Origin of the sequence: Microbulbifer sp. MCCC 1A16149, assembly GCF_050368945.1 — a bacterium.
Classification (GTDB): domain Bacteria; phylum Pseudomonadota; class Gammaproteobacteria; order Pseudomonadales; family Cellvibrionaceae; genus Microbulbifer.
In genome coordinates, this window is the sequence record NZ_CP185959.1 from 2721508 (window position 1) to 2747475 (window position 25968).

Here is a 25968-nt window from a genome sequence, read left to right on the forward strand (position 1 = left end):
GCGCCGGACGAGAGCCAGAGATTTGTTATGTTTTCCACAAGCGCCCCCGTTAAGCGATGGTCAGCAGGGCATCGCCCACCGCCACTGCATCGCCTTCCTTGATGGTCACCCCGGTTACGCTACCGGCGCGCGGTGCACTGACCGCGGTTTCCATCTTCATGGCTTCCAGAATCACAATGTTCTGACCCTCGGTCACCTGGTCGCCGGGCTTGACCAGCACCTTGAAGATATTGCCCGCCAGCGGCGCCTTCACCGCCTCACCGGTGCCAGCCGCAGCCGGCGCTGCTGCCGGGGCGCCCGTCGCAGCGGCTTCACCACCCACCTTGACCATGCCCGTGACATCGCCGCCATCGGCGACGGTAACGGTGTAGCTCTGCCCTTCCACGGAGACGGTGTAAACACCTTCACCCGCGTCGTTTTTCACTTCCGAGGATTCCTTGCCGGTGGGCACCGGTTCGAAGGCGTCCGGGTTATCGCGGTTCTTCAGGAACTTGAGGCCGATCTGCGGGAACAATGCGTAGGTCAGCACGTCGTCGATCTGGCCCTCGCCTTCGGTCAGCAAGATATCGTCCGCCGCCGCTTTTTCCTGCAGCTCTGCGGCGAGCTTGTCCAGCTCGGGCGCCAGCTGATCCGCGGGGCGGCCGGTGACCGGTTCAGCGCCGTCCAGTACCTTGTCCTGCAGCTCCTTGTTCACCTCGGCCGGGGTCGCGCCGTACTCGCCCTTGAGTACCGCCGCGGTTTCCTTGGAGATGGACTTGTAACGTTCACCGGTCAGCACATTCAGTACCGACTGGGTGCCCACAATCTGGGAGGTCGGTGTCACCAGTGGGATAAAGCCCAGGTCCTTGCGCACGCGCGGAATCTCTTCCAGCACCTCGTCGAGACGGTCGCCCGCACCCTGTTCGCGCAGCTGGTTCTCCATATTGGTGAGCATGCCGCCCGGCACCTGTGCCACCAGAATGCGCGAGTCAACGCCGCGCAGGGAGCCTTCGAACTTCGCATATTTTTTGCGGACTTCACGGAAATACGCGGCGATCTCTTCCAGCAAGTTGATATCCAGGCCGGTGTCGCGTTCGGTGCCTTCCAGAATCGCTACCACCGCTTCGGTGGGGCTGTGTCCGTAGGTCATGGACATGGAAGAGATGGCGGTGTCGATATTATCGATGCCCGCTTCCACACACTTGAGCGCGGTAGCAGTGGACAGGCCGGTGGTGGCATGACACTGCATGTGAATGGGGATATCCACCGCATCCTTGAGGCGTTTTACCAGCTCGTAGCCCTCGTAGGGACGCAGCAGGCCGGCCATATCCTTGATCGCGATGGAGTCGGCACCCATGTCTTCGATCTGGCGCCCCAGATCTACCCACAGGTCCATATTGTGAACCGGGCTCACCGTATAAGAAATGGTGCCCTGTGCATGCTTGCCCTGCTTTTTCACGGCCGCGAGCGCGGTTTGCAGGTTGCGCATATCGTTCATGGCATCAAACACGCGGAATACATCCACACCGTTGGTGGCTGCGCGCTCGACAAATTTTTCCACCACGTCATCGGCGTAGTGGCGATAACCGAGAATATTCTGGCCGCGGAACAGCATCTGTTGCGGCGTGTTCGGCATGGCTTTTTTCAACTCGCGAATCCGCTCCCACGGATCTTCGCCCAGATAGCGGATACACGCGTCAAAAGTCGCGCCGCCCCAGGACTCCAGAGACCAGAAACCCACTTTGTCCAACTTCTCTGCGATGGGCAGCATGTCATCCAGCCGCAGGCGGGTGGCGAATAGCGACTGGTGGGCGTCGCGCAGGACTACGTCCGTAATCCCCAATGGCTTTTTAACCTCAGTCATGGGTCGTCTCTCTTGGAAAGTTGATCTTGAAAAGTTCGATAACGCGCTGCTCTGGCGCCGGGGGTTCTTTCGATTACCACCCGGCCAAGTCAGATCGTTCGTTGAGCGCTTTAATTTTGCCTCGCGTGTCAGCGACGCTTATTGCGGTGCTGCTCGATGGCAGCCTCAATAATTTTCTTCAGGCGCGCATCCCCGGGCTCGGCAGCAGGCGATGGGGCCGGAGCGATAACAGGCTCGGCCTCGGGGAAAAAACGTGTGATAAAGCGGGACATGATGGTCGTGCAGATAACCAGAACCAGCAGGAACGTGAAAACAATCCCCATGCCGAACAGCGTGATATCCAGACCTTGCTGCATCAGTGACTCTTGCACCTGTATCCCCTCGCAAAATGCTTTTTATGTATGTGTTCCGATTTTTCGGGCGATATTATCAATACAAGATCCTTTCAAAATCAAACACTTATTAGTTACAGAAGCAACCAAGAACCCGCCAATTACCGATCATTTCTACCATTTTCGCTACCAAATTCGATCAGGGCGCCCCTCTCACGCCAGTGTCGAATAATTGCACAGCGGACAGTGGAATTTCGTACAATAGCCGGCCATCGAAGCCCTATAACCGCTAGCAGTACTGGCTACCAGAGACCCATGCAAAACACGCAGTCCCCGACCCCAAACGCGACACCGGATACGCCGATGATCTACCAGGCTCCAATGGAGGGTGTTATCGATCACCATGTGCGGGCGCTTCTGTCCAGAATTGGCGGTGTGGATATCTGTGTGACCGAGTTTGTGCGTGTCACCCACACAAGATTGCCGCGCAGGGTCTTCACCCGCCTGTGCCCCGAACTGGAACAGGGCGCGCATACCCCCAGCGGCACGCCGGTCAAACTGCAGTTACTAGGCGGTAACCCGCAAGCCATGGCGTACAACGCGGCCAAAGCAGTGGACGCCGGTGCCATATCCATCGACCTCAACTTTGGCTGCCCGGCGAAGTCGGTCAACAACAGCGACGGCGGTGCCTGCCTGCTCCAGTCCCCTTCCCGGGTTGAAGGCATCGTGGCCGCGGTTCGCAATGCGGTGCCCGCAGAGATTCCGGTATCCGCCAAAATCCGGCTGGGCTACAGCGACCGCAGCAGCTACCTCGACAATGCCCGAGCAGCCGAGGCCGGCGGCGCATCCGAGCTGGCGGTACACGCCCGCTCCAAGGTGGATGGCTACCGTCCCCCTGCGTACTGGGAATACATTGGCGAGATTCGCGAGCAACTGGGTATCAGGGTGATTGCCAATGGCGACTTGTGGACCCTGGACGATTTCAAGCGCTGCCGCGAGGTCACCGGCTGTGACGCGTACATGTTCGGCCGCAGCCTGCTGGCGCGACCAGATATAGGACTCCAGATTCAGGCCCTGTGCGAGGGGCGCGACTACCAGCCGCTGCAATGGCACCAGGTAGCCACCCTGCTGTATGACTACTATTCCACAACAAAGGATATTTACCCGGCCAAGTATCTCGGCAACCGCATCAAGCAGTGGCTCGCGTATCTCAAACTCAGCTACCCGGAAGCCATCCGCTTTTTTGAACAGATCAAGCGCCACCGTGACCCGGAGCTGCTGGAACAGGCTTTTGCAGAGCACATGAGGCCCGCGGAAGGGGACGGCCACCTACGCCATGACCACGCTGAAAGCAGCGCCGCATAGGCTGAATCCGCGCCTCGAACAGTGCACATTACCCGCCCGCAAAAAAAGCTGAAAAAAGTGCTTGCAAAGACCCGGGGCCCGCGGCAGAATGCGCGCCCTATCGAGCTGAACCGGCGATCTCCGGAAAGCCAAGAAGTTCGGTAACCTGCGGATTTTTAAAGAGTTTTTTAAAAATTTCTTTAAAAAAGAGTTGACGAAGCCAAGGCAAGTCACTATAGTTCGCAACCACAACGACGCGCTCGTAGCTCAGCTGGATAGAGTACCTGGCTACGAACCAGGCGGTCGGAGGTTCGAATCCTCCCGAGCGCGCCATACAAGAAAGGCCCGAACTTGAGAAAGTTCGGGCCTTTTTCTTTTCTGTCCTCACAACCACAATTAATTCGCTTAGTGATGGATCAGTTACCAGTTCAAGTTACCTCTGGAGTCGAGTTGAGCTCACCGGGAGCCTGAAATACCTTCCTGAATGTAAAAGCCGCCGCCGTTGGGCCGCTTTCTCGCAGAATGTTTAGCCTTTCTGCCGCCTCCTCGATTGATGGGATGTGACCAACAGGAACCCACCAAAGCACCATGTGGACCTCCCCCATCTTTTCAAACCACTCTTGCTTACGCCGCATGATCTCAACATGGGCAGAGCGATAAACGTAGCTGTGTAGAGCCTCGACCGACTCCCAAACGGATAGATTCACGATCTTATCGGAACCAAAATAATCAATCCCGGTAGCATCCCCTTCTTCTGTTTGGAGACGCCAAACAAAGCCTTGAGACGCCTCCGCCAGAGCATTAACCCTATCGAGGTTCGCCACAAAATCTGCGAGCTGCGGCGAATCGATAGGCGCACTTAGCGCAGCGATATTGAGTTGTGCAATTTGATAAAGACTCATTGTTTCCTCCTTGAAAACACGTCAAGTGACTAAGGGAAGCAGCTTGATCTGTAAACTTTTTGCATAAAAGTGGCAGCTCAGTGATCCTAGCATCTCAAGCGCAAGCTACAGCGTACCACGGAGGGCCGATGGCCCGGAGTATCTTCCCCCGGCCTTGTTAGCCATTTCATGGCTCAGGACTGAAAAGAGCTGCACCGACGCTTAAACCAACCGGTACGCTTTTTATAATTCACGGGGCAATTTTCTTTACACTCGGCCCCCAACTCCTTCAGCGATTCAGCTTCCTTGAAGTGTGCAACAGTTTCCCCAGCAACTACATGCTTGTAACCTGGCTCACTAGATGTAACTAGAAAATAGTTATTACTATCCCCGATCAATATTTTTTCACTAGCCAGTGCATACACATCGAATCTCCACATACCCCAGGAACTCCAATTATGCATTATCAAGCAATCTGACATTGTTCTTAAGGGCTCTCGATCTTCCTCCGAATGAGAAAGTGGAGATAGACCAATGGTGGCAATCATCAGTATTTTTATTATTTTCATGCTCGACTTTCCTTATGACGGCTAACGCCCCGCTTACCGGCAGCTGGAACGGAGCGGAGCGCAGTGTAAGCTGTCCGGCGCCGAAGGCGCTTAGTTAATTGACTTGTTACATGCATTACTCGGGCACACCAAAAACAAACATAGCGCCGAAGAAGAATACAACGGATACGAACGCTGAAAAGTAGCTCAAAACAAAGGGCAACCTCCACTTTTCAGCGAAAGCTTTAGCTGACTCACAGGAAACTGACTCATAATCCTTATACATCAGATATTTGTTTAATGGCCAAGCGCTAATGAGATCGCCATTCCTAAGTAAGGTTGGCTCACCAGAGTGCTTCCATAAAACCGGGTGCTTCTTTCGACTGCCTCGGATAAATATCCAGGACGTAATGCTCTCTAGAATAAGACAGACACCAAATACAGCGAATGTTGCCCAAAAAATCATTCTTTATCCTTTTGCATATAACGCCCACGGCAGGGGCGGCTTATCTTATGCGCGATTTGCGCAAAAATGGGAGCGAAGCGACCGCGCAAAACGTGCATAAGATAAGCCGTCCCGCGGAGGCCCGAAGGGCCGGAGCTTCACTGCCCGTGATTGTTAGGCAGAATTATGTATATGTACCTGTTAATAGCACGGGATACCAAACAATGGCTGCATAAAATACCGGTGTTCCTGTTGCAATTACCACGAGAGAAAGCCCCGCATGAGAAAGAAAATGCCTTTCTCTGAAGGCTGTATGCCTACTCAACATAGACGCCATACTTTCAATTGATAGTTGAATTTGAGCAATCTTTTCTCTCGCAAACATGATGCTCTGCTTCAGGTACAACAACAGAAAACCAATGGCAAACTCTGCACCAGCCAACTCAGCAAGCATGACTGTCTCTATTGCGAACGGTGCAATAAGAATAAGGATTGACCAGAATAAAATCAGCTTCCACTGATCTTTACTTATTTTTATTCTCATGATCCCTCGATGTATACCCTTGCCTAACGCCGCCAGCAGGGGCAGCTTACCTTGTGCGCGTTTTGCGCAAAAATGGGAGCGCAGCGACCTGCGCAAAATGTGCACAAGGTAAGCTGTTCCGCGGAGGGCCGAAGGCCCGGAGCATAGTGCCTGGCTTTGTTACACATTTGCTACGCAGCACCCAAATAATTGGAAAACCCTATGTAAACCAACCAGACCCCTCCAGAGAGGCCAGCCACTAGCTCAACCTTAAAATTAGACGGATACCTTTCTCTCGGAGTGAAATTAAAAGCTCTATGGAAAAAAATTCCTGTAGCGACCATTTTTTGACATAAAAAGAGCAAAGATGCACCCAAAATGATTGGCCAGACTACGCCGAAGTTGCTTTTTCCAGACATGAAAAAGTATAAAAAATAAGCGAAGAATAGACTGACACACGCAACTGCGTATGGTCGAAACTCTTCGACTCTCTGCCTGATCTCTTCATCTTCTCTTTTCCATTCATCTCGCTGCGCTATAGCCTCTTCTTTTATGATCTCAATTTTAGAATAAGCAATACCACACTCAGGGCACTGCCAGTCTGGCACCCTTTCATATCCGTTCCTTTCATACTCACACTTCGGACAAATCATCATGATGTGTAACGCCCACAGCAGGGGCGGCTTACCTTGTGCGCATTTTGCGCGAAAATGGGAGCGTAGCGACCTGCGCAAAAGGTGCACAAGGTAAGCCGTCCCGCGGAGGCCCGAAGGGCCGTAGCAAACTGCCTGTGTTTGTTAAGGCCTCCACTAATCGCAGCCCGAGTCACCGAAGCCAAAATCTATGCCACCACCGAAACCATCAGTCGACGATGGCACTCCTGTTTGCGCCGCTTTCTTTTGCCGCAACTCTTTCTCTACAGATTTTCGCTTAGCTTCGATTGAAGATTTCTCCGACTCTGTAAATTTCTGATTCTCTAAAAGCTCAGCACCACAATACATACATTTATCAAATCCAGTGTTCTGAATCCGACGATCACATATATGGCACAAGCCTTTGTTCATGTTTACTTGCCTTAACGCCGTGCTCAGGGACGGCTTACTTTGTGCGCATTTTGCGCGAAAATAGGAGCGCAGCGACTGCGCAAAAGGTGCACAAAGTAAGACGTCCCCTGCAGCACCTTGTTAGGGCCTTTATACCCGCCACCTTTCCCTGATTTCATTGAGCTCATTTAAAACTTCCTCTAGCGCGTGGAGCTCTTTTTCTAAGCCTTTAACGCTATAACGCGTCTCTTTAAGCGGCTCCGGCCCAATCATACCGGGAGCGACATTAACAATTTCTTCATTGATGTGAGCATAAGCCCACCGACCATGAATAAATGAATTGCGTTTTGTACGCAATTTATCCATCTTCTTATGCCAAGATCTAAAATCCGAGACACATTCTTGGTTGGATGGAAATTTAATTGCGACAATCTCGACTAGTGCATCAATTTTACTTTTGAAAGATAGCCTCTCCACTAAAGGATTTACGGCATGAAAATCCTTTGCATTTACTGCCCATTGAAGGCAAAGGTTTACATTTAACTCCAGACTGGAGAAAGCAAGGATTAACTTTCCAATGCTTTCAGCCACCATGATTTCGAGATTACTTTTGTAACTAGGCATACTTTCTTCTATTGCCCTAACGCCCAGCGCAGGCGCAGCCAACGCGGAGTACCTTTTGTGTTAATGTTTGAGCGACAGCGAGCAACACAAAAGGTGCGTAGTGTTGACCGTCGCTCTGCCGCTGTTTGTTATGTGAGGGCGACCTCTAATGCATCGTAAGCCCAGAAATAGAGGTAAGCTATCAGTACAACAAACATCATCACGAATGATGTAAAGAACAAGAACCACATATAACTTTGAGACTCACAAACCTCAACGACTTTTCGTAATTCTTTAATGCCTTTAGATTGCTTATAAAACCTACTGAGAGTTTTCTCATTGAGAATGGACCAAGAAGCCACCATCAAAGATATATGCCACGCGATCACAACGTAGGAAAAATTTACGGGTGATACTAATTCCGGAACATTGAATATACATAAAACGATGATTGGAAATGCGGCCAAAACCAGTTCGATCTGAAATGAAATATCGACTAGTTCGACACTTCGTCCTCGCCCTAGGTGGGTATATCTGATAACTGGGCCATAAACTATCCAGGCAAATATGTAGCCCGCTCTGGCCCGCTCAGTCAATGGTTCTTCTATTTTTGCTTTACTGCTCAATGCATTTTCTCTGTTCTAATATTCACATAACGCCCACAGCAGGGGCGGCTTACCCTTTGCGTGTTTTGCGCAATAATGGGAGCGAAGCGACCGCGCAAAACGTGCATAAGGTAAGACGTCCCGCGGAGGCCCGAAGGGCCGGAGCCTTGCTGCCTGTGATTGTTATATTTCGATGGTACTTTCAAGGTGCCGAGCCATATTAATTACGAGATTTTCAGCGCGCTTACTCTTAGCAACAACAATGAACCCGGACCATACATCCCACTCAATACCTATCCGCTTCAATCCATGCATATAGCTTTGAAAAACTTCATCCAATCCGTAGATTGTGACACCGAACGGCCACAACCCAAATTTCTTAACCAGCGCAGTTTTGGTCGCTTTGTATTTTTCGAGAGGAAAATCATTTATCTCGTAGCAAAGACGTCCAGAAAAGTCTCTACATAAGACCCCAACCTTCAGTCTCTCTACAACCTCTGTCTGATCGACTTTACTCATGCTCAAGAAATATAACGCCCACAGCAGGGGCGGCTTACCTTATGCGTTTTTTGCGCGAAAATAGGAGCGAAGCGACTGCGCAAAACGTGCATAAGGTAAGACGTCCCGCGGAAGGCCGAAGGCCTGGAGCCTCACTGCCTGTGATTGTTAAGGTGTCGGACTCGAAATAGATACCAAGAGCCCAAGATTCCTGCACCCGCCCCCAAACCAACGACTAAAAACAGTAAAGTTCCAGGACTAACTTGGCCCGCCAGCACAACGGCACTTGCTCCAGTTGCCGTGAAATATATGGAACATGCACTCATACAATTTATAGCCCATTGTCCGTACTTCTTATTTTCTCTAAAGATCTGAATTGTAATTACGACAAATACAGCGATCATGCCCCCTAAAAATAGGTATGGTAGAACCTCCCACGTAATTGGAGGGTTAGCCGTACTCGCCGCCCGAAGAGAATCTTCACCAGTAACAACTCCGAAAATTCCCACCGCTATTAACAATATTAACTTGCTACTCATTTGACCTTAACGCCCAGCGCAGGCGCAGCCAGCGCGGAGCACTTTTTGTGTTAATGTTTGAGCGCCAGTGAGTAACACAAAAGGTGCGTAGCGTTGGCTGTCGCTCTGCCGCTGTTTGTTATGTGGAGTTACTGGCACTTCACCTTCCCTTCGTGTTTCCGCAATGAAACAACCACGGATGCCACTAAGAACATAGCCGCGATACTAGTTTTAACTACTCCCTTAGCTATAAAACCCGTTGAGCATTCTCCAGATGGGTCAGATGGAATGCCAATACGATAGAATGGAAAAAGACCAAACTCTTCCTTGTGGCCACAGAGACCATCCCACTCCTCATAAGCAACACCGAATAGAACTGACAGCGCAACTAGCACTACAATTGAAACTGTGATCGGTACGGCTCTATTTTCCATTTTTCTGTAGGACACATAACGCCGCCGGCAGGGGCAGCTTACCTTGTGCGCGTTTTGCGCAAAAATGGGAGCAAAGCGACCTGCGCAAACCGTGCACAAGGTAAGCTGTCCCGCGGAGGGCCGAAGGCCCAGAGCAAATTGCCCGGCCTTGTTAGTGATGCCGACCACTGCGGATTCTATTGATTACCATGTGCGCAATAACAAAAAATATATAGGCCCATACTACAAACCCGCCAAGAGCAAATATTATGATGCCGCCGGCCATGCCTGAGTCTACCACTAACCCCAAGGCCTCAGCGATCCACAATAGCAAAGCCCCAATTGGCGCGCCAACTACGCCAGCTCCAATATAAAGTTTATCCAGCCACGTGCCTTTTAGGACCACTGTAAAAATTGCTAGATAGCCGTAGCAGCTTGATCCAATGGCCCCGATAATTGGTGCGGCTAGATTTTTTAATAATTGCACTATTATCACTAACGCCGCGCTCAGCCGCGGCTAACTTTGCGCATGTTTTGCGCGATAATAGGAGCGAAGCGACCGCGCAAAAAGTGCGCAAAGTTAGCCGTCGGTCTGCAGCGCTTTGTTACGTTTTTTGGATCTGCTCAAACACCCGGTCTCCCAGGTCAGAATCATGCCCCATGACCTCAACCATGAACCAACCGTACCCAAATACAAAAGCAAGATACAGTACTGCAAGTATGGGAATAGCGATAGCAGAAAGCCTACTGAAAGGTTCAATCTCAATAAATGCTACTTTTGGCGATCGAGGTAAAACCTTGACATTAACGCGATCACCCACTTTGTATTTTTGAAGAAGTTCGTGCTCAAAGTTATGATCTTTGAACAATTGTGGAGACCGAAGAAGCGGAGTATCTGAACAGTACTTTTGGCCTTCAAAATCATACTCAAATTTTATATTTGCCTCGTAAACTCGCTGCCCTTCTGTATTTGTAAAATTTGCGAGTTTAGATTCTATGATTTCTCCCCGCACTACAGGGAAGGACTTCCATTTACCTTGAATGCGCCGATAGACGTAGGTTTGCCCTACACCAATAAAGGCCAAGATCAAAAATCCAACGTATTTTAGAATACCCAACATAATTATTTACTACCGAAACGTAACGCCCGCAACAGGGGCGACCAATGCTATGCACGTTTTGTGCGAAACTGGGAGCGCAGCGACCTGCACAAAACGTGCATAGTGTTGGGCGTCCCGCGGAGGCCCGAAGGGCCGCAGCATCCTGCTTGCGTTTGTTAAGGCTTACTTGCCCCATATACTTTGTTCCAGGCACTAGCCATTAGTGAAAAACACACCAAAAACGCAATGAATAATCCGATAAAGTAGTAACCCAAATACGGGACAAAGCCACCATTCGTCTTTAAAAATATGATTAACGAGGAAAAGCACCAGATAAATGTCGGGTAGAGCAAGATGCATGTGAGGTATCTGGCAACACCAAACTCCTCACCCTCAATTGGCCGCATAAATGGAAATGGCCACCAGCCGATTGAAGGTTTTGAGATGGCGACCAAAAATTCTGTAATATCTTTATTCATACTCAGACGTTCGAATTAATGCCTTAACGCCGTGCGCAGCGGCGGCTTACTTTGTGTATTTTTTGCGCGAAGATAGGAGCGCAGCGACTGCGCAAAAAATGCGCAAAATAAGACGTCGGTCTGCCGCACCTTGTTAGGTGCTTACTCAACGTACCTGTACTCCAACCACGTTGGTCGCTCCCAACACTTGATACTTTCCCTAACTGCGCTAAAAGCAATCGATTTTTCAATACACTCGTCATGTGGTGCTGGATTTTCTTCACCGTGCGAAATCGCAGCCCTTACCTCTTGAGAAAACTGAACTGAGCTATTCTTTGAAAGGACTCTATATTCACTCCAGTTTTCATCATGGAAATAGAGGCATGCTCCATTGCCGCACCATTCTAGACTGAGTAGAGGTTCAACACGCTGAGGTTGGAGGCCAAGAAATGTTTTCCACCACGGGTTTGCCTTGCCGCCTTTACCTAGCCAAAGCTCTCCTTTATCCATGATTTCCACTTGATCGAGCCAAGCTGGCAATTCCTCTAAAGAGATTGCTTCTTCATTCTCATTGAGCTCAACGTGGAATTTCATGTCGATGATTACTCCTGCACCTAACAGTTTTATTCATAAGCCAAAGGCTTCTTTCCACCAAGATTGTGTTCACTGGCGGACAAATCAACGAAAAACGGAAAAGTTTAGTAAAATCATGAAGTTAAAACTCTTTACTAAACGTAACAGCCTGAATAAAGAAGCCTATGGCTTTTGTTTTTCTTTTTCGTTTGGCTCACTTATCTGTAATGGAGCCCTTTAAAATCAGTAACTTAGACTATCGCATTCCCTGCACACAAGCCACAGGCTTCTGAATCCGACATTGACGGATAGCTATCGGGCGCATACTGTATATAAAAACAGTTAACTTGAGTTCGTTATGGATAACATCAGGCAAAGGGTTCCTGCACGCCCCGTTCGCTTTCTAGATGCCCTCAGATTACATATGAGAAATCAGGGCCTGGCGTATACAACAGAGCGAACATACATCCAGTGGATTAAGCGATTCATTGTCTTTCATAAAAAGCGGCATCCCGATGAGATGGGCGTGCCAGAGGTCGAACACTACCTGACGCACCTGTCAGAGGAGCGTGACTGCTCTGTGGGAACACAACGGATTGTGCTCAATGCTTTGGTTTATCTATATTCCCGTTTTTTGGACAAGCCGCTAGAAGGACTTTCATTCTCCCAGGCGAAACGGCCGCGAAGATTACCAGTGGTTTACAGTCGAGCAGAAATCGGGGCCATTCTTTCGCATTTGTCTGGGCCCTCGCGCTTACGTGTGGAGTTGCTCTATGGTGCGGGGCTTCGCTCGGCAGAGTTGCTGTCACTACGTGTGAAGGATATTGATTTCGGCAGTAATAATATTTATGTGCGTTCAGGCAAGGGAAACAAAGATCGAACCACGATCTTGCCGCAGGGACTTATCCCCGACCTACGCCGGCAAATCGAACGCGTGCGAATTCTTCATGAGCAAGATATTGTAGATGGAATGGGGGAGGTCTTTCTGCCTGATGCACTTGCACGCAAGTATCCAAACGCAGCGAAGGAACTGGGCTGGCAGTACATATTTCCGGCTTCACGTGTCGGCCCCTGCCCTCGCACAGGTGTGGTTCGACGTCACCACCTGCACCCTACCGCGCTGACCAAGCAGATCAGGCAAGCGGTAAAAGCCGCGGGTATCCATAAGCCGGCACGCGCACATGCTTTTCGTCATAGCTTTGCGACGCACCTGTTGGAATCGGGCTACGATTTACGCACTATCCAAGAGCTGCTAGGGCATTCGGATATTAGCATCACAGAAATCTATACCCATGTGGTGAACAGGGGCAGCAAGGGGGTATTGAGCCCCATGGATAGCCTTAATCCAGGTAACGATGTGAGAGAGCCTTCGCCCCTGTACCTGATAGCCAGCTAACCATCCACTTTCAACATCGCCGATTGTTACCGGAGAATCTGCAGCCATAAAAAAACCCCGCCGAAGCGGGGTTTTTTGAGGATTGGCTGGAAGGCCGGCTTACATCATGCCGCCCATGCCACCCATTCCGCCCATACCACCCATGTCAGGTGCAGCCGGCTTGTCTTCCGGGATGTCTGCAACCATGGCTTCGGTGGTGATCATCAGGCCAGCGATAGAGGCAGCCGCCTGCAGAGCGGAGCGAGTCACCTTGGCCGGGTCCAGGATACCCATTTCCAGCATATCGCCGTATTCACCGGTACCGGCGTTGTAGCCGAAGTTACCTTCGCCCTGCTTCACCTTGTCTACGACTACAGAAGCTTCGTCACCAGCGTTGGTAACGATCTGGCGCAGCGGCATTTCCATGGCGCGCAGTGCAGCGGCAATACCGTGGTTCTGGTCTTCGTTGTCTCCGATTACGGAGATCGCCTGGGTAGCGCGCACCAGAGCGGTACCACCGCCAGGTACAACGCCCTCTTCCACTGCAGCGCGGGTAGCGTGCAGGGCGTCTTCAACGCGAGCTTTCTTCTCTTTCATTTCGACTTCGGTGGCAGCGCCAACCTTGATCACGGCAACACCGCCAGCCAGTTTGGCTACGCGCTCTTGCAGCTTCTCTTTGTCGTAGTCGGAAGAAGATTCTTCGATCTGTGCACGGATTTGCTTAACGCGTGCTTCGATGTCAGCAGCGTCGCCAGCGCCGTCTACGATGACGGTGTTTTCTTTGGACAGGGTTACGCGCTTGGCGGTACCCAGGTGCTCCAGAGTGGTGGCTTCCAGCTCCAGACCAACTTCTTCAGAAATCACGGTGCCGCCGGTCAGGATCGCGATGTCCTGCAGCATGGCTTTACGACGGTCGCCGAAGCCCGGTGCTTTAACCGCAGCTACTTTTACGATACCGCGCATGCTGTTGACTACCAGAGTCGCCAGCGCTTCGCCTTCTACGTCTTCAGCGATAATCAGCAGCGGCTTGGAGGCCTTGGCTACCTGCTCCAGCAGGGGCAGCAGATCGCGGATGTTGGAGATTTTCTTGTCAACCAGCAGGATGAACGGGCTGTCCAGTTCGGCAGTCATGTTTTCCTGGTTGGTGATGAAGTAAGGAGACAGGTAGCCGCGGTCGAACTGCATACCTTCAACCACGTCCAGCTCGTTTTCCAGAGACTGGCCTTCCTCAACGGTGATTACGCCTTCTTTACCCACCTTGTCCATCGCTTCAGCGATGATGGTGCCGACGTTCTCGTCGCTGTTGGCGGAGATGGTACCTACCTGAGCAATGGACTTGCTGTCGGTGCACGGGGTAGCCAGGCCGGCGATGTGGTCAACGGCTGCGGCAACGGCTTTATCGATACCGCGCTTCAGGTCCATCGGGTTGAAGCCAGCAGCGACAGATTTCAGGCCTTCGGTTACGATCGCCTGAGCCAGTACGGTGGCGGTAGTGGTGCCGTCACCTGCGGTGTCAGAAGCTTTGGAAGCAACTTCCTTCACCATCTGGGCGCCCATGTTTTCGAACTTGTCTTTCAGCTCGATTTCTTTGGCTACCGATACACCGTCTTTGGTCACGGTCGGAGCGCCGAAAGCCTTGTCCAGTACCACGTTGCGGCCCTTCGGACCCAGGGTGGTTTTTACGGCGTCAGCCAGAATGTTTACGCCGTTCAGCATTTTCTGGCGAGCGTCGTCACCAAATTTTACGTCTTTTGCTGCCATGATCTTATTTCCTCAATTCTGCTCGTGGTTGCGTCTTGTCGGGAAAAAGTACCGGGGGTCTTAGCCTTCCAGTACGCCGTAGATGTCGCCTTCGCTCATGATGATCAGCTCTTCGCCGTCCACCTTGAGGGTGTTGCTGTCGGCATAACGGCCGAACACCACGGTGTCACCTACTTTTACGGACAGTGCACGCACGTCACCGTTATCCAGCAGTTTGCCTTCGCCAACGGCAACCACTTCGCCCTGATTCGGCTTTTCTTTCGCTGCACCCGGCAGCACGATGCCACCAGCAGTTTTCTCTTCTTCTTCCTTACGGCGTACTACAACGCGATCGTGTAAAGGACGAATTTTCATGGATTGGCTCTCCAATGAGTCGTTTAGGGTTGCAATTACAAGTGGCTCGGGCCCGCCCTGCGGGTCCTCCGCCAGCCCTGCCCCGGGGTAACCGGGCCAGGAAAAACTTGGGGTGCAGCCTATCTGGGGGGGATACCGTGGAATTTCAACAGCGGCGGGAGAAAAAACTGGAGGAAATTTTGAGAATTGAAGGACTCGGCAGGGTTACCCGGCAAAACTGATTAAATTTCAACCGCCCTTGCCGGGTCCGTCCTTATCTTCGCGCTCGTAATCGCCTTCGATCACGTCGGGAGAATGCCCTTGTTGGGAGTTGTCCTGGTGCGGATGCCCCTGATGTGAATTCCCCGCGCCGGGTTTGTGATAGGGGCCCTCTGAATAACTGGCTCCCCGCACCACGACAACATGACCAAGGAGTTTCCCGATAATAAGCTGACGCACCCCGGGAACAAGGCAGGCGAAGCCAAAGGCATCGGTGATAAAGCCCGGGGTCAGCAGCAGAGCACCGCCAACCGCGAGGAAAATCCCTTCCGCCATTTCTCTGGCCGGCATCTCTCCGGCCTGCATCTTTTGTTGGGCACGCATCACGGTGGAAATACCCTGCCTTTTCAGCAGCGCCAGGCCAATCACTGCGGTCAGCAGTACCAACCCGATGGTGGCTAAGGCACCAATCTGTTCGCCCACGCTGATAAGGACCCACATTTCGAGAATCGGCAGAACGATGAAAAGCAGCAATAGAGGACGCATAGGCGCGACTCCTGTGGCCCGGCCAATACCGGGCGTGAAACAAGATCAGCGGGCCAACAAAGTGCCCTTTGGCCGGACTTCAGACGGTAGTTTTCAGTGCCCGGCAGGCTTACATGCGGGCGCCACCATCGATTTCCAGTACGCGACCGGTGAGATAGTCGTTTTCAATAATAAAGGACACCGTACTGGCGATTTCGTCCGGCTCGCCGATCCGACGCAGCGGAACCTGCTTCACCAGGCCCTCGAGAATTTCCGGTCGCATCTGCGCCACCATTTCGGTACCGATGAATCCTGGTGCAATTGCGGCAACCCGCACACCGTAGCGTGCCAGCTCCCGCGCCCAGGTCACAGTCATGGTGGCCACACCGGCTTTAGAGGCGGAGTAGTTGGTCTGCCCCATGTTGCCAGCGCGAGACACGCTGGAGATATTGACGATCACGCCGCCTTCTCCACGTTCCGCCATGATCCCCGCCGCCGCACGGGTACACAGAAACACACCGGTCAGGTTAACGTCGATGACCGACTGCCACTGGGCCAGGGACATGCGCTCTGCGACTTTGCCGTCTTTGACTTTCAACAGCATGCCATCGCGCATGATGCCCGCGTTATTCACCAGGACATCGAGGCCACCAAAATCCTTGGCAATCTCGGCAAAGCCCTGGTCTACGGCATCTTCGTCAGCGACATTGATTACGTAGCTGCGCGCCTCGGCGCCTTGCGCACTACAGGCCGCAACGCTCTCGTCGAGCCTCTCCTGATTGACATCGATCAGTGCAAGGCGAGCACCGCGCCCGGCAAGATACTCGGCCATTGCACGTCCGAGCCCCTGGCCGGCGCCGGTAATGGCGATAATGCTGTTAGTAACCTGCATGTGAACCTCAAAAAATTCTTCAAATGTCTTCGGCCGGTACTTTCCTTTACCAGGAATAGCCCACGCCGACCGTCATTTTGGTGTCTTCTTTTTCGCTATCCAGAGACGGCGTATTGTCGTACTGCCAGGCATACTTCACTTCCATCAGGATGCCCTTTACCAAGGGGGTACGCACACCGATTTCCGCGTTGCTCTGGTAATCCTCACTGCGGTCCAGAGACTGCAGCAATTCCTGGTTGTAATACACTTCCGGGCCCATATCGAACTTGTAGCGGAAGTCCCATGCAGCTCGTCCCGCCCCATAGCGCTTGCTGGGATCCGGATTCAGGCTGGGATCAATATAATCTTCTTTCAGGCTACTCACACCGCCCTGGATCGACAGTGCGGATTTGTCCGTGTCAAAAAACAGGTAACCGAGACCGAGACCGACCGTGGTACTCAGATCCAGGTTACGCGCCTCTTCATGCAGAAACGAGCTGTTGCCCGCGGCGAACCACTTTTCGGCAAAGATCCAGCGGAGGTCGTAATTGAATCGGTACTTTTCCAGGTCGTCGACTTCTGTACTGTTCTGGTTCTGGTACTGAGTGCCGACCAGATGGTGGAAGTCGCCGTTGCGGATATCAAAATTGGCATTGATATCCCAGTCTTCACGCTCTCGGTTGCCCTCCTCGAACACACCGGAAGCTGCCACGTTTCCGCGGAAGATGATGGGGTTACCGACAAAGTTGATGTACGGCTCGGCGCGATCAATCGCCGGGAAGTCCATTACCCAGCCAGATCCCTCATCACAGTAAAGCTCCCACTGTTCACGGCGATGCCCCGCAAGTACACAAGGCTCGTCGCGACCGGCAATTTTCAGGTCTTTATCGGTCTCGAGGGACAGGATTTTCTCCTTCGCTACGGTAATATCACCGAAGGTTTCAGACTTCCACACCACATGGTCGCGCTCCACAACCACCAGCTCGCCGTAAATGCGATCACCATTGGCGAGGCTGAGAACACCGGCACTGGCGTGAGATGCAAACCCCACCAGCGCCGCACAAACCAGGCCGCTGAGCAGCCTGGGTAAAGCGCCTAAACGGGGTAGAATCCGGGAAGAAGTTCTGGGTACAGCAGAAAGCACGAAACAACCTTTTCGATAGCCTGGGGTTATGACAGAGAATTGACTAAGAAATCAATCAACACGATTAGTTCCGATCCAGGATCGAACAAATCAGGGAATAAGGATACAGGGAGTCATGATGCCACAAGTCGGATCTGCCTTGTACTCGCACGGGTCCCTGCAGGACGGGTAGTCACCTACGGCACCCTGGCGGAACTCGCAGGCTTTCCGCGCGCCGCGCGGCTCGTGGGGCAGACTCTGCGCAAGCTGCCGCGGGATACGCAGCTTCCCTGGCACCGGGTGATCAATGCACAGGGACGGATCTCCCTGCCCGGCCCCTCGGCACAGCGTCAGCTGGAGCGGTTACGCGATGAGGGTATTACGCCAGTGAAAGGGAAAATTGACCTGGGACATTACGCCTGGCCGAAACCAGACGAGCTATAGCCAACTGGGGGAGCCGACTTACGAGGCCGAAGAACAAGGCGCGCATTCGCCCGACCAGCGAACGCCGAAACTGCCCCGGTCACCCGGGCGCAGCTTCCTTGGCCTCCGCCGCTTCCTGGTCCCGGTTCCGGTACCAGATATAGATGGCCAGCAACACTGCCGGGATGCCGAGTATGGCTACCAGAATAAAGAAGGATTCATAGCCTTCCGCATCCACCACAATACCGGAGAACCCGCTGATGAATTTCCCCGGCAGGGTCATCAGGGAGCTGAACAGCGCGTACTGGGTAGCGGTGTAGGACTGATTCACCAGGCTGGAAAGAAAGGCGATAAACACCGAGTTGGATATGCCGGCACTGATATTGTCGGCACTGATGACAATCGCCAGCCAGGTTTTGTCCGGCCCCAGGGTTGCCAGGTGCGCGAACAGCAGATTGGTCGCCGCGACCATCACGGCCCCCAGGATCAACGGGCGCAGAATACCAAAACGCACCACCATCGCCCCGCCAAGGAAGGCCCCGATCATCGTACACACAAACCCGAACAGCTTGCCGATCTGCGCGATATCATCCTTGCTGAAACCGAGATCCAGATAGAAAGGATTGGCCATGACACCCATGGCGATATCACTGACCCGATAAATCCCGATAAACAGCAGCAGCACCAGGGCAAATCGGCCATTTCGCTCAAAGAAATCGATAAATGGACAGGCGACCGCGCGCACAAACCACTCACTGATTTTGCCGTGCTTGCCGCTGCCCAGCACCCGGTCGACCCAAGCGTGCTGGAACTCCTTGCCCTGCGCGCGGGCCTTTTGATGGTCGGGCTCCGACACCATCAACGTGGTGAGAATACCCACCGCCATCAACGCCGCCATAGATATATAGGCAATGCTCCAGCTGGCATATTCAGCGATAAACAGGGCGCCAGCGCCCGCGATCAGTAACGCTACCCGGTAGCCAAAGACATACATGGCGGCCATGGCGCCCTGGTATTCCTTGTCCACGGCTTCGATCCGATAAGCGTCGATAACCACGTCCTGAGATGCAGAACAGAAAGCCACCAGTATGCCAAAGCCGAATACCGCGGGCAGCGCCAGCTGGGGATTGATCTGGCTCATGGCAAACAGGCCAACAGCAACACCAATCTGCGACACAAGGATCCAGCTGCGCCTTTTCCCCATCAACCCAGTCAGTACCGGGATACGCAGGGAGTCGATGATAGGGGCCCAGATAAACTTGATCGAAAACGTGATACCAATCCAGGCGGTAAACCCGATGGTGGTGCGACTGATACCGTAATCCCGCAGCCAGGCGGTTAGAGTGGAAAATACCAGCAGCAGTGGTAGCCCCGCAGATATCCCAAAGAAAAACATCGCCACCACTTTGGGCCGCGAGTAAACCTTGAGCGCTTCTCCCCAAGTCATTTTTTGCTTTTGCATGGGCAGGCTGTGCTTCCTTTTATTGCTTGCCTTAAAGCCGCGCCCTGACACATCAGGCGTCAACGGCCAAATTTCACTTCCAACTGGGCTTCTGCCAGCTTGTTGGCATTGATGTGATAAGCCACCATCGCCGCAGGGGAATCCTCATCAAGCGGCAGCTGATCCACCTTGAGAGCATACAGGCGGAACTGGTATCGGTGGTCACCATGCCCCTCCGGCGGGCAGGCACCTCCATAACCCGGACTGCCAAAATCGGTACGACTTTGTATCGCTTCGGGTATCAGGCCGGCCTTGGGATCACCGGCGCCCTCGGGTATCGCTTTCAGGGTGGCAGGGATATTGAACACCACCCAGTGCCACCAGCCGCTGCCAGTAGGTGCGTCGGGGTCGTACATGACCAGGGCATAGCTGCGAGTGCCCTCTGGAGCCCCCTGCCAGTGCAGTTCCGGAGAGATATTCTCGCCACTGCAACCAAAACCGTAATACAACTGCGCCGATGGCATACGGCCGCCGTCGGTCAGGGTCGACGACGCCAACTGCAGTGAATCTGCACGGGCCACCTGCACTGTGGACAGGGAAAACACGGCGACAGAGAGACGGATCAAGAGCGGTACGGATATTCCCTTCAGCCGAGTTGCCAACAGTGTAGCAGTCACATTAAGCCCACTGCCGAACCGGGCCAACAGCCCCTCTTTTTGATCGCTGATCCGCTTCATCGTCAATCCTCCTGTCTTCCTCCCTTCGAGCACCGGATTCCACCAGCACCCTACCTCTATATCCGGGTTATTGAGCGCTATCCGAGATCATTCCGGCCACCGCAGAGATATCCATGTTGCCACCGGTGAGCACGATCACCGCTCGCTTGTTGCGAAAACGCGCTGGATTTTCCAGAACCGTCGCCAGCCCCACCGCCGCCGAGGGCTCTACAAATTGCTTGGTGCGATTCCACAACAAATCAAGCGCCTCGCGAATGGCGGGCTCGGAAGCGGTAACCACATCACTTACGTGACGGCGAATCAGCGCAAAATTCCGCAGGCCCAGAGTGGTGCGCAGGCCATCCGCTATAGTGTCAGGCACCTGCTCGGTGACCCGCACACCGCTGCGGAAAGAGCGCTGTGCATCATCCGCGCCACAGGGTTCCGCCCCCAACACCTTGATTTCAGGGACCAGTGCCGAAGCCGCAAGCGCGGCGCCGGCGAGCAAGCCGCCGCCACCCACCGGGCAGACAATCATGTCGGGAGTGAAACCTTGTTCGCGACACTGCCCTACGATTTCCTGCGCCACCGTGCCCTGCCCGGCAATAATCCGCGCATCGTCAAATGGCGGGACCACATGCGCCCCGGTCTGCTCCACAACCGCCGCCAGCGTGGACTCCCGCGCGGCCAGTGTCGCTTCACACAAAACGATTTCTGCACCATAAGCGGCGACCGCCGCTTTTTTTGCCGCCGGGGCATTTTCAGGCATCACGACCCGGCAGGCGATTCCGCGCAACGCCGCCGCCCAGGCCAGCGCTGCACCGTGGTTGCCCGATGAATGGGTCGCCACCATCGCCGTGTCCGCAGGCAGTTGCAGCACGGCATTGGCCGCGCCGCGCGCCTTGAAGGCGCCGACTTTCTGCAGATGTTCGCACTTGAAAAACAGCTCGGCACCGAGCTGCGCGTTGAGCCCGGACGAGCTCAGCAGCGGTGTTCGATGGATGTGGCCGGCAATGCGTTCGGCCGCGGTAAATACATCGGCTGCGCTCGGCAGATCGATATTGTCGGTGATGACGTCTGACACGCACTCTCTCGCGCAAGTATTTGATTCGAAAGGAACAGTGGAAAGCTTAGTTACTGAAAAGCCCGTACAGGGCCATCAGGGTAATCCACATCAGCAGGGCGCGAGACAACAGGGCCTGCATGCCCTCGATTTCCGCGCCGCACAGCCGCTGCCCTTCACTCACGGCCACACCGGCACTGCATTCACTACTGTCGATTCCCCCGAGGGCACCCTCGAGATAGTACTCGAGCACATCCTCGGTAGCAGTCTGTTTACAGGTCAGGTGATCGCGCCATGCGCGGTAGCAGCCGGCAAAGTTACCCACGATTGCGAGCGTAAAACCCATCGCCCGCACCGGCAGCCACTCTATCAGCCACAGCCAGCGTGCAGCCAGGAACTTGTCCGCATCGGCCGCCGCGGAAAGTGATTCTTCCTGCGCCTGACCTTGCTTCGCCAATCTCTCGCGCGCCAAATGACTGAGCCGGTAGAGCATGGCTCCCGGAATGCCCAGCAGCAGGAACCAGAACAGAACCGCAAACAGGCGCTCAAAGGCGCGATAGGCTGCAGCCCTGAACACCAGCGGGTGGAGTTCCTGCGCATCTTTAATACTCTGTGCACGCTCCATGTCCGCCACATCGAGCAGCGGTTCTGCCGCCACTCTGGCCCCCTCCAGATCACCCTGGTACCAGGCCCGCAAATACGCCGACAGCGCCTCGTTAAAATTCCCGCGGCCAAAGCTGTACAGGAGTACAGGCACACTGACCAGCAACACCCCCAGCCAGCCAAATATGGAATCCGCCAGCGCCAGAAGCACAGCAGCCCCCAGTACTGGAATCAACACCACCAGCCCGAAACCAATGCCCTGTCTTTCGCGCATCAGTCCACTGCGGTAAACAAAATCCTGCCACTGATAAAACCAGCCATCCCGGTGCAGCGGTCCACCGGAGCCCCACACCTGCACCAGGCCCAATGCCAGCAGCACAATCAACAGCGCCATAGCGTCCCCACCTGTTCAATTTGTTATGTAATGGCATTGTCGCATAACGCGTCGAACAACACCGTGGTAACTGAACTCAAGCCTCGCGGGAACTACCGCCCTGCTGGTCCAGCTTGTCGAAATACCGCTGCCAGTCGAACCCGGGCCCCGGATCCAGCTTCCTGCCCGGAGCAATATCCGAGTGCCCGGTGATCCGAGACTTATCAATCGCGGGATACGCGTCCATGATTGCCACGGAGACCTCTGCCAGGGATTCATACTGCGCAGCGGTGTAGGTATCGGTATCGAGCCCTTCGAGTTCGATGCCGATAGAGAAATCGTTACAGTTATCCCGTCCGCAAAATTCAGACTGCCCGGCATGCCAGGCTCGCTCGTTGAGCGGCACATACTGGGTGACGCGGCCATTGCGATCGATTAAAAAATGTGCAGAAACCTGCAGTGTGGCGATTTCGGAAAAGTAGGGATGGGCGTCCATGTCCAGATGCCCGAGGAAGAACTCATCAATGTAGGCGCCGCCGTACTCGCCTGGCGGCAAGCTGATGCTGTGAATAACCAGAAGATCCACTTCCGCATTGTCGGGACGACTATTGCAATGCGGACTGGGCACCCGGCGTACTCCGGACAGCCACCCTGACTGGACCTGATATTTCACAAACGCGACTCCGCTGGAATTGGGCAGAGAGTTATTTTATGGAAGCAACGAAGTAACTGCCAATAGATGTGGCCAATTCTGAGGATTCGGGCGCTAATACAGCAAAACGTGCAATATTTACGCAAAAACCCGGGGCAAACCCGGGTTTTTCACTCCAGTTTCCACAACAGCATACCCACTGTGGAAAAGTCACGTCATATGCTGATAGCGATTTTGCTCTCACCGCAGTTACCAACCACATACTGTAGAGCCCGCTCGAACAGCGGCCCCTGCTCCAGGGGTAATAACTCTTCATTGCGCAGTGCATGGGCCAGCTCCAGTCGCGAGTAAACACCCACCTTGGCGCCGCGGCGATTCACAAACATGAACTGGTCCAGATCGCTGATGATGGCCGCCAGGCGACAACGCACCGGAAGCTTGTTCACATCCCGCAGCAAAAACCAGCTGTCCTTCAGGTGGTAAGTCTGCTGCCAGTGGTCGTCGTCCTGGGCAATAGGCTGCAACGGGACCGGTTTTGCCGCGCTCGCCCGGGTAACCACCTGCTGGATTTCCTCCACTTCCGGAAGTGCCGGCTGGGTGGGTGGGAGATCGCGGGGTTCATCAACCATAGACTCAGGCGCAGTATCACTGGCTTCATGCTCTGCCTGCGCAGCCGTCATATCTTCCGCAACCGGGATGGACAGTACACTGTCGGCCTCGCGCCGCAATTCCTGAACCAGACGCTCGCGGGTACGGCGTTCGCGTTCCGACTCAACCCGCTCAGCCAGCTTCTGTCGCTCGCCGTACAGAACCTCCAGACCACCAATCAGACGCTGGCGATCACCAGTACTCAGGGAGAGAGACTGGGCCCCTTCTTCCAGGCGCTTTTTCAGGTCCGGCAACAAGCGGCGCATCTTGACGCTGCTTTCCGGCATTGGGGCGACGACACTCCAGATAAGATCCCGTGCAGTGAGTACATGCTGACGCCACAAGCCACTGTCGGTACCCTCTTTGAGGCAAGTTCGGAACAACACGCTGCTCCAGACCCGATTCAGCCACTGATACACGATTTTGGGCAGATTGCGCTCCGCGGTCAGCGTATCGAACACTGCGGCCACCCGCGCCTTGGCCGCTTCCACACGCGCGGCGCCCTGGGCCTCGTCGATGGTGCGACGCTCCATTACCGCCGCACGCTTGCGCTCGCGCGCAGAGTACTCTCGAAAAGATTCCAGCAGGCGCACAAACACCTGCTCGTCCCGGTCGTACTCCGCCAATACGTCTTCAACGATGGTGGAAATCTCACGATACAGCGGATCTTCCTCGTAGTGCTCCGGGGGTTGCCAGCCAATCGCCGCATCCGCCATTTCGTTCAACAGGCGTCTCGCTGGATGGCCGCCCTTGCTGAAGAAAGCCTTGTCGGCAACCGCGAGCTTGAGCATTGGCAGTTGCAGCCGAATCAACAGGGCTTTGACGGGCTCCGCCAGGTTGCGGTCTTCCAGCATGAAGGAGAACAGCATATCCACCAGGCGGATGACTTCGCTATCCAGTTCATGCAGGGAGGCGCTCTGCTTCGCTGATACCAGTTGCTGTTCAAGCAACTGCGTCACGTTAATCAATTGCCCCGGACCGGCCGCGTGCTCTGGCAGTGCCATCTGAAACTGCCCCAGGTGCTGCAACAGCGTAGGCGTCGCCATCGGCGCGGCGCCGGAACCCACGGGCGCCAGCCCGGGCCCAGATACGCTGCCGCTACCCGATGCACCGCCAGTCCACTGTCCGCCGCCGGGCGGGGCAACCTGACCAAAGCCGGCAGCAGAGGAAGCGCCCGGCATACCGCCGCCATTGAAATGCATACTACCCGCCTGCCCCGCAGGTGCAGCGGGGATGCCGTCGGCAGAGGAAGGGTTATGCGTCGGCGCGGCACTTTGCGAGGAAGAGCCTGAGGCAGGAGACGGGCTCGACACCTGATTGCTCGCGCGCCCCTGTTGGCGGCGCAGCGGATCCTCGATTGTGGGCAGCACACCCTGCTCTACCAGCAGGCGGTTGCAGACGTCGTACAGCTCGCCCAGGTGATTGACCAGGTTCAGTTCAAACTTTTTGAGCACCGTCATGCGCGCGCGCAGGGACAGCTCGACATCATCAAGTGCATCGGCGAAGGCGACACACACAGCGGCGGGCCCGATGGGCAGACTCTCGTCGTAGATTTTACCGGGAAGCAGGGTATCCATGCGCAGGGATAGGGCTGCTATGGATTCGGCGTGGTCGCGCTTGACGTTGGATACCATGGTGCGGATCGCGACCTGCTTTTCAAGCTCGTCGTCGTTGACCAGTGAAAGATTCTTCAGCGAGGCGCCGGATTCCAATCCTGCCTCTTCTTCCAGACGATCATTGCGCGGGGCGTGAAACCGCTCTTCGATACCATCGCAAAAGCCATCGATCAGGTCGCCCAGCCCAACCCGCAGGTTGCGAATCGCCTGGAACAGGGTGTCCTGCTCATCCTGCAGATGTGCCTTTTCCGCCATGGCAAACAGTGAGTCGTCGACATGGGCGAAGACATCGTCAGATTTGGCCTGCAGCCACTCAATGCCTTTCTGTTTTACAGATGTCACGGTTTTAGAGAGTTTCTGGCGGGAATCGGTACGTGCACTGCTGCGCGGCTTGCCCACACGCTGACCGTTACCCTGCCCACCGCCGGTTATGACAAACAATTCGTTATTATTTCGATCCATATCGTCCATGCTCACCTCTGCTGCCCTCCTGGCATCG

The 25968-nt window shown here is 54.1% G+C and carries 27 protein-coding genes and 1 tRNA gene; 4 read left to right on the forward strand and 24 right to left on the reverse strand.

What is annotated here, in order from left to right:
* Positions 1-49: 49 nt before the first annotated feature.
* Both oadA and ACONT6_RS11485 read right to left on the reverse strand, forming a co-directional pair.
* On the reverse strand, positions 50-1843 hold the full coding sequence (oadA, locus tag ACONT6_RS11480; protein WP_428818654.1) for a sodium-extruding oxaloacetate decarboxylase subunit alpha: 1794 nt from the start codon (positions 1841-1843) through the stop codon (positions 50-52).
* A gap of 128 nt (positions 1844-1971) precedes the next feature.
* On the reverse strand, positions 1972-2199 hold the full coding sequence (locus tag ACONT6_RS11485) for an OadG family protein (protein WP_428818655.1): 228 nt from the start codon (positions 2197-2199) through the stop codon (positions 1972-1974).
* A gap of 291 nt (positions 2200-2490) precedes the next feature.
* Here ACONT6_RS11485 and ACONT6_RS11490 point away from each other — a divergent pair, with 291 nt between their 5' ends.
* Positions 2491-3540, forward strand: a complete 1050-nt coding sequence (locus tag ACONT6_RS11490; RefSeq protein WP_428818656.1) for a tRNA dihydrouridine synthase — start codon at positions 2491-2493, stop codon at positions 3538-3540.
* A 235-nt stretch (positions 3541-3775) separates the two neighbouring features.
* A tRNA-Arg gene (locus ACONT6_RS11495) sits at positions 3776-3852 on the forward strand.
* A gap of 95 nt (positions 3853-3947) precedes the next feature.
* Here ACONT6_RS11495 and ACONT6_RS11500 read toward each other — a convergent pair.
* The 11 genes from ACONT6_RS11500 to ACONT6_RS11550 form a co-directional block, all read right to left on the reverse strand.
* Positions 3948-4421 (reverse strand): DUF3291 domain-containing protein, encoded by a 474-nt coding sequence (locus ACONT6_RS11500; RefSeq protein WP_428818657.1) that lies wholly within the window; start codon positions 4419-4421, stop codon positions 3948-3950.
* Positions 4422-4594: 173 nt separating this feature from the next.
* Positions 4595-4969 carry a hypothetical protein gene (locus tag ACONT6_RS11505; RefSeq protein ID WP_428818658.1) on the reverse strand — a complete coding sequence of 125 codons (375 nt, stop codon included), beginning with the start codon at positions 4967-4969 and terminating at the stop codon, positions 4595-4597.
* Positions 4970-5577: 608 nt separating this feature from the next.
* On the reverse strand, positions 5578-6042 hold the full coding sequence (locus tag ACONT6_RS11510) for a hypothetical protein (protein WP_428818659.1): 465 nt from the start codon (positions 6040-6042) through the stop codon (positions 5578-5580).
* A 65-nt stretch (positions 6043-6107) separates the two neighbouring features.
* Positions 6108-6524 carry a hypothetical protein gene (locus ACONT6_RS11515; protein WP_428818660.1) on the reverse strand — a complete coding sequence of 139 codons (417 nt, stop codon included), beginning with the start codon at positions 6522-6524 and terminating at the stop codon, positions 6108-6110.
* Positions 6525-6725: 201 nt separating this feature from the next.
* Positions 6726-6980 (reverse strand): hypothetical protein, encoded by a 255-nt coding sequence (locus ACONT6_RS11520; protein WP_428818661.1) that lies wholly within the window; start codon positions 6978-6980, stop codon positions 6726-6728.
* Between the two features lie 129 nt (positions 6981-7109).
* Positions 7110-7625, reverse strand: coding sequence for a hypothetical protein (locus tag ACONT6_RS11525; RefSeq protein ID WP_428818662.1), 516 nt, complete (start codon positions 7623-7625; stop codon positions 7110-7112).
* An 86-nt stretch (positions 7626-7711) separates the two neighbouring features.
* Positions 7712-8188 carry a hypothetical protein gene (locus ACONT6_RS11530; RefSeq protein WP_428818663.1) on the reverse strand — a complete coding sequence of 159 codons (477 nt, stop codon included), beginning with the start codon at positions 8186-8188 and terminating at the stop codon, positions 7712-7714.
* A 1580-nt stretch (positions 8189-9768) separates the two neighbouring features.
* Positions 9769-10083: a hypothetical protein gene (locus ACONT6_RS11535; RefSeq protein ID WP_428818664.1), complete on the reverse strand. Its 315-nt coding sequence runs from the start codon at positions 10081-10083 to the stop codon at positions 9769-9771.
* Between the two features lie 118 nt (positions 10084-10201).
* Complete coding sequence (locus ACONT6_RS11540; protein ID WP_428818665.1) at positions 10202-10717, reverse strand: DUF3592 domain-containing protein; 516 nt, start codon at positions 10715-10717, stop codon at positions 10202-10204.
* Positions 10718-10872: 155 nt separating this feature from the next.
* Positions 10873-11175, reverse strand: coding sequence for a hypothetical protein (locus ACONT6_RS11545; RefSeq protein WP_428818666.1), 303 nt, complete (start codon positions 11173-11175; stop codon positions 10873-10875).
* A gap of 141 nt (positions 11176-11316) precedes the next feature.
* Entirely contained in the window at positions 11317-11748 is a 432-nt protein-coding gene (locus ACONT6_RS11550; RefSeq protein ID WP_428818667.1) for a hypothetical protein, read from the reverse strand.
* 337 nt (positions 11749-12085) lie between these two features.
* Between ACONT6_RS11550 and ACONT6_RS11555 the strand changes: the two genes are divergently transcribed.
* On the forward strand, positions 12086-13123 hold the full coding sequence (locus tag ACONT6_RS11555; RefSeq protein ID WP_428818668.1) for an integron integrase: 1038 nt from the start codon (positions 12086-12088) through the stop codon (positions 13121-13123).
* Positions 13124-13222: 99 nt separating this feature from the next.
* Here the strand turns inward: ACONT6_RS11555 and groL are convergent, their stop codons facing one another.
* The 5 genes from groL to ACONT6_RS11580 all read right to left on the reverse strand — a co-directional run bounded on the left by groL (position 13223) and on the right by ACONT6_RS11580 (position 17862).
* Positions 13223-14863, reverse strand: coding sequence for a chaperonin GroEL (groL, locus tag ACONT6_RS11560; RefSeq protein ID WP_428818669.1), 1641 nt, complete (start codon positions 14861-14863; stop codon positions 13223-13225).
* Between the two features lie 60 nt (positions 14864-14923).
* On the reverse strand, positions 14924-15217 hold the full coding sequence (locus tag ACONT6_RS11565; protein ID WP_078085279.1) for a co-chaperone GroES: 294 nt from the start codon (positions 15215-15217) through the stop codon (positions 14924-14926).
* Between the two features lie 228 nt (positions 15218-15445).
* Positions 15446-15961, reverse strand: a complete 516-nt coding sequence (locus ACONT6_RS11570) for an FxsA family protein (protein ID WP_428818670.1) — start codon at positions 15959-15961, stop codon at positions 15446-15448.
* 109 nt (positions 15962-16070) lie between these two features.
* Positions 16071-16832: an SDR family oxidoreductase gene (locus ACONT6_RS11575; protein WP_181252630.1), complete on the reverse strand. Its 762-nt coding sequence runs from the start codon at positions 16830-16832 to the stop codon at positions 16071-16073.
* Positions 16833-16878: 46 nt separating this feature from the next.
* Complete coding sequence (locus tag ACONT6_RS11580; RefSeq protein WP_255463273.1) at positions 16879-17862, reverse strand: DUF481 domain-containing protein; 984 nt, start codon at positions 17860-17862, stop codon at positions 16879-16881.
* A gap of 132 nt (positions 17863-17994) precedes the next feature.
* Between ACONT6_RS11580 and ACONT6_RS11585 the strand changes: the two genes are divergently transcribed.
* Entirely contained in the window at positions 17995-18378 is a 384-nt protein-coding gene (locus ACONT6_RS11585) for an MGMT family protein (protein ID WP_428818671.1), read from the forward strand.
* A gap of 79 nt (positions 18379-18457) precedes the next feature.
* On the opposite strand, the gene ACONT6_RS11590 is transcribed toward ACONT6_RS11585, so the two are convergent.
* The 6 genes from ACONT6_RS11590 to ACONT6_RS11615 form a co-directional block, all read right to left on the reverse strand.
* On the reverse strand, positions 18458-19819 hold the full coding sequence (locus ACONT6_RS11590; RefSeq protein ID WP_428818672.1) for an AmpG family muropeptide MFS transporter: 1362 nt from the start codon (positions 19817-19819) through the stop codon (positions 18458-18460).
* Between the two features lie 59 nt (positions 19820-19878).
* A complete protein-coding gene (locus ACONT6_RS11595) occupies positions 19879-20535 on the reverse strand; it encodes a YbhB/YbcL family Raf kinase inhibitor-like protein (protein WP_428818673.1) in 657 nt (218 codons plus the stop codon).
* 67 nt (positions 20536-20602) lie between these two features.
* Positions 20603-21598 (reverse strand): threonine ammonia-lyase, encoded by a 996-nt coding sequence (locus tag ACONT6_RS11600; protein WP_428818674.1) that lies wholly within the window; start codon positions 21596-21598, stop codon positions 20603-20605.
* A 46-nt stretch (positions 21599-21644) separates the two neighbouring features.
* Positions 21645-22574 carry a regulatory signaling modulator protein AmpE gene (gene ampE, locus ACONT6_RS11605; protein ID WP_428818675.1) on the reverse strand — a complete coding sequence of 310 codons (930 nt, stop codon included), beginning with the start codon at positions 22572-22574 and terminating at the stop codon, positions 21645-21647.
* Between the two features lie 76 nt (positions 22575-22650).
* Entirely contained in the window at positions 22651-23226 is a 576-nt protein-coding gene (gene ampD / locus ACONT6_RS11610; protein WP_428818676.1) for a 1,6-anhydro-N-acetylmuramyl-L-alanine amidase AmpD, read from the reverse strand.
* Between the two features lie 194 nt (positions 23227-23420).
* Positions 23421-25931: a DUF1631 domain-containing protein gene (locus tag ACONT6_RS11615; protein WP_428818677.1), complete on the reverse strand. Its 2511-nt coding sequence runs from the start codon at positions 25929-25931 to the stop codon at positions 23421-23423.
* Between the last annotated feature and the right edge of the window lie 37 nt (positions 25932-25968).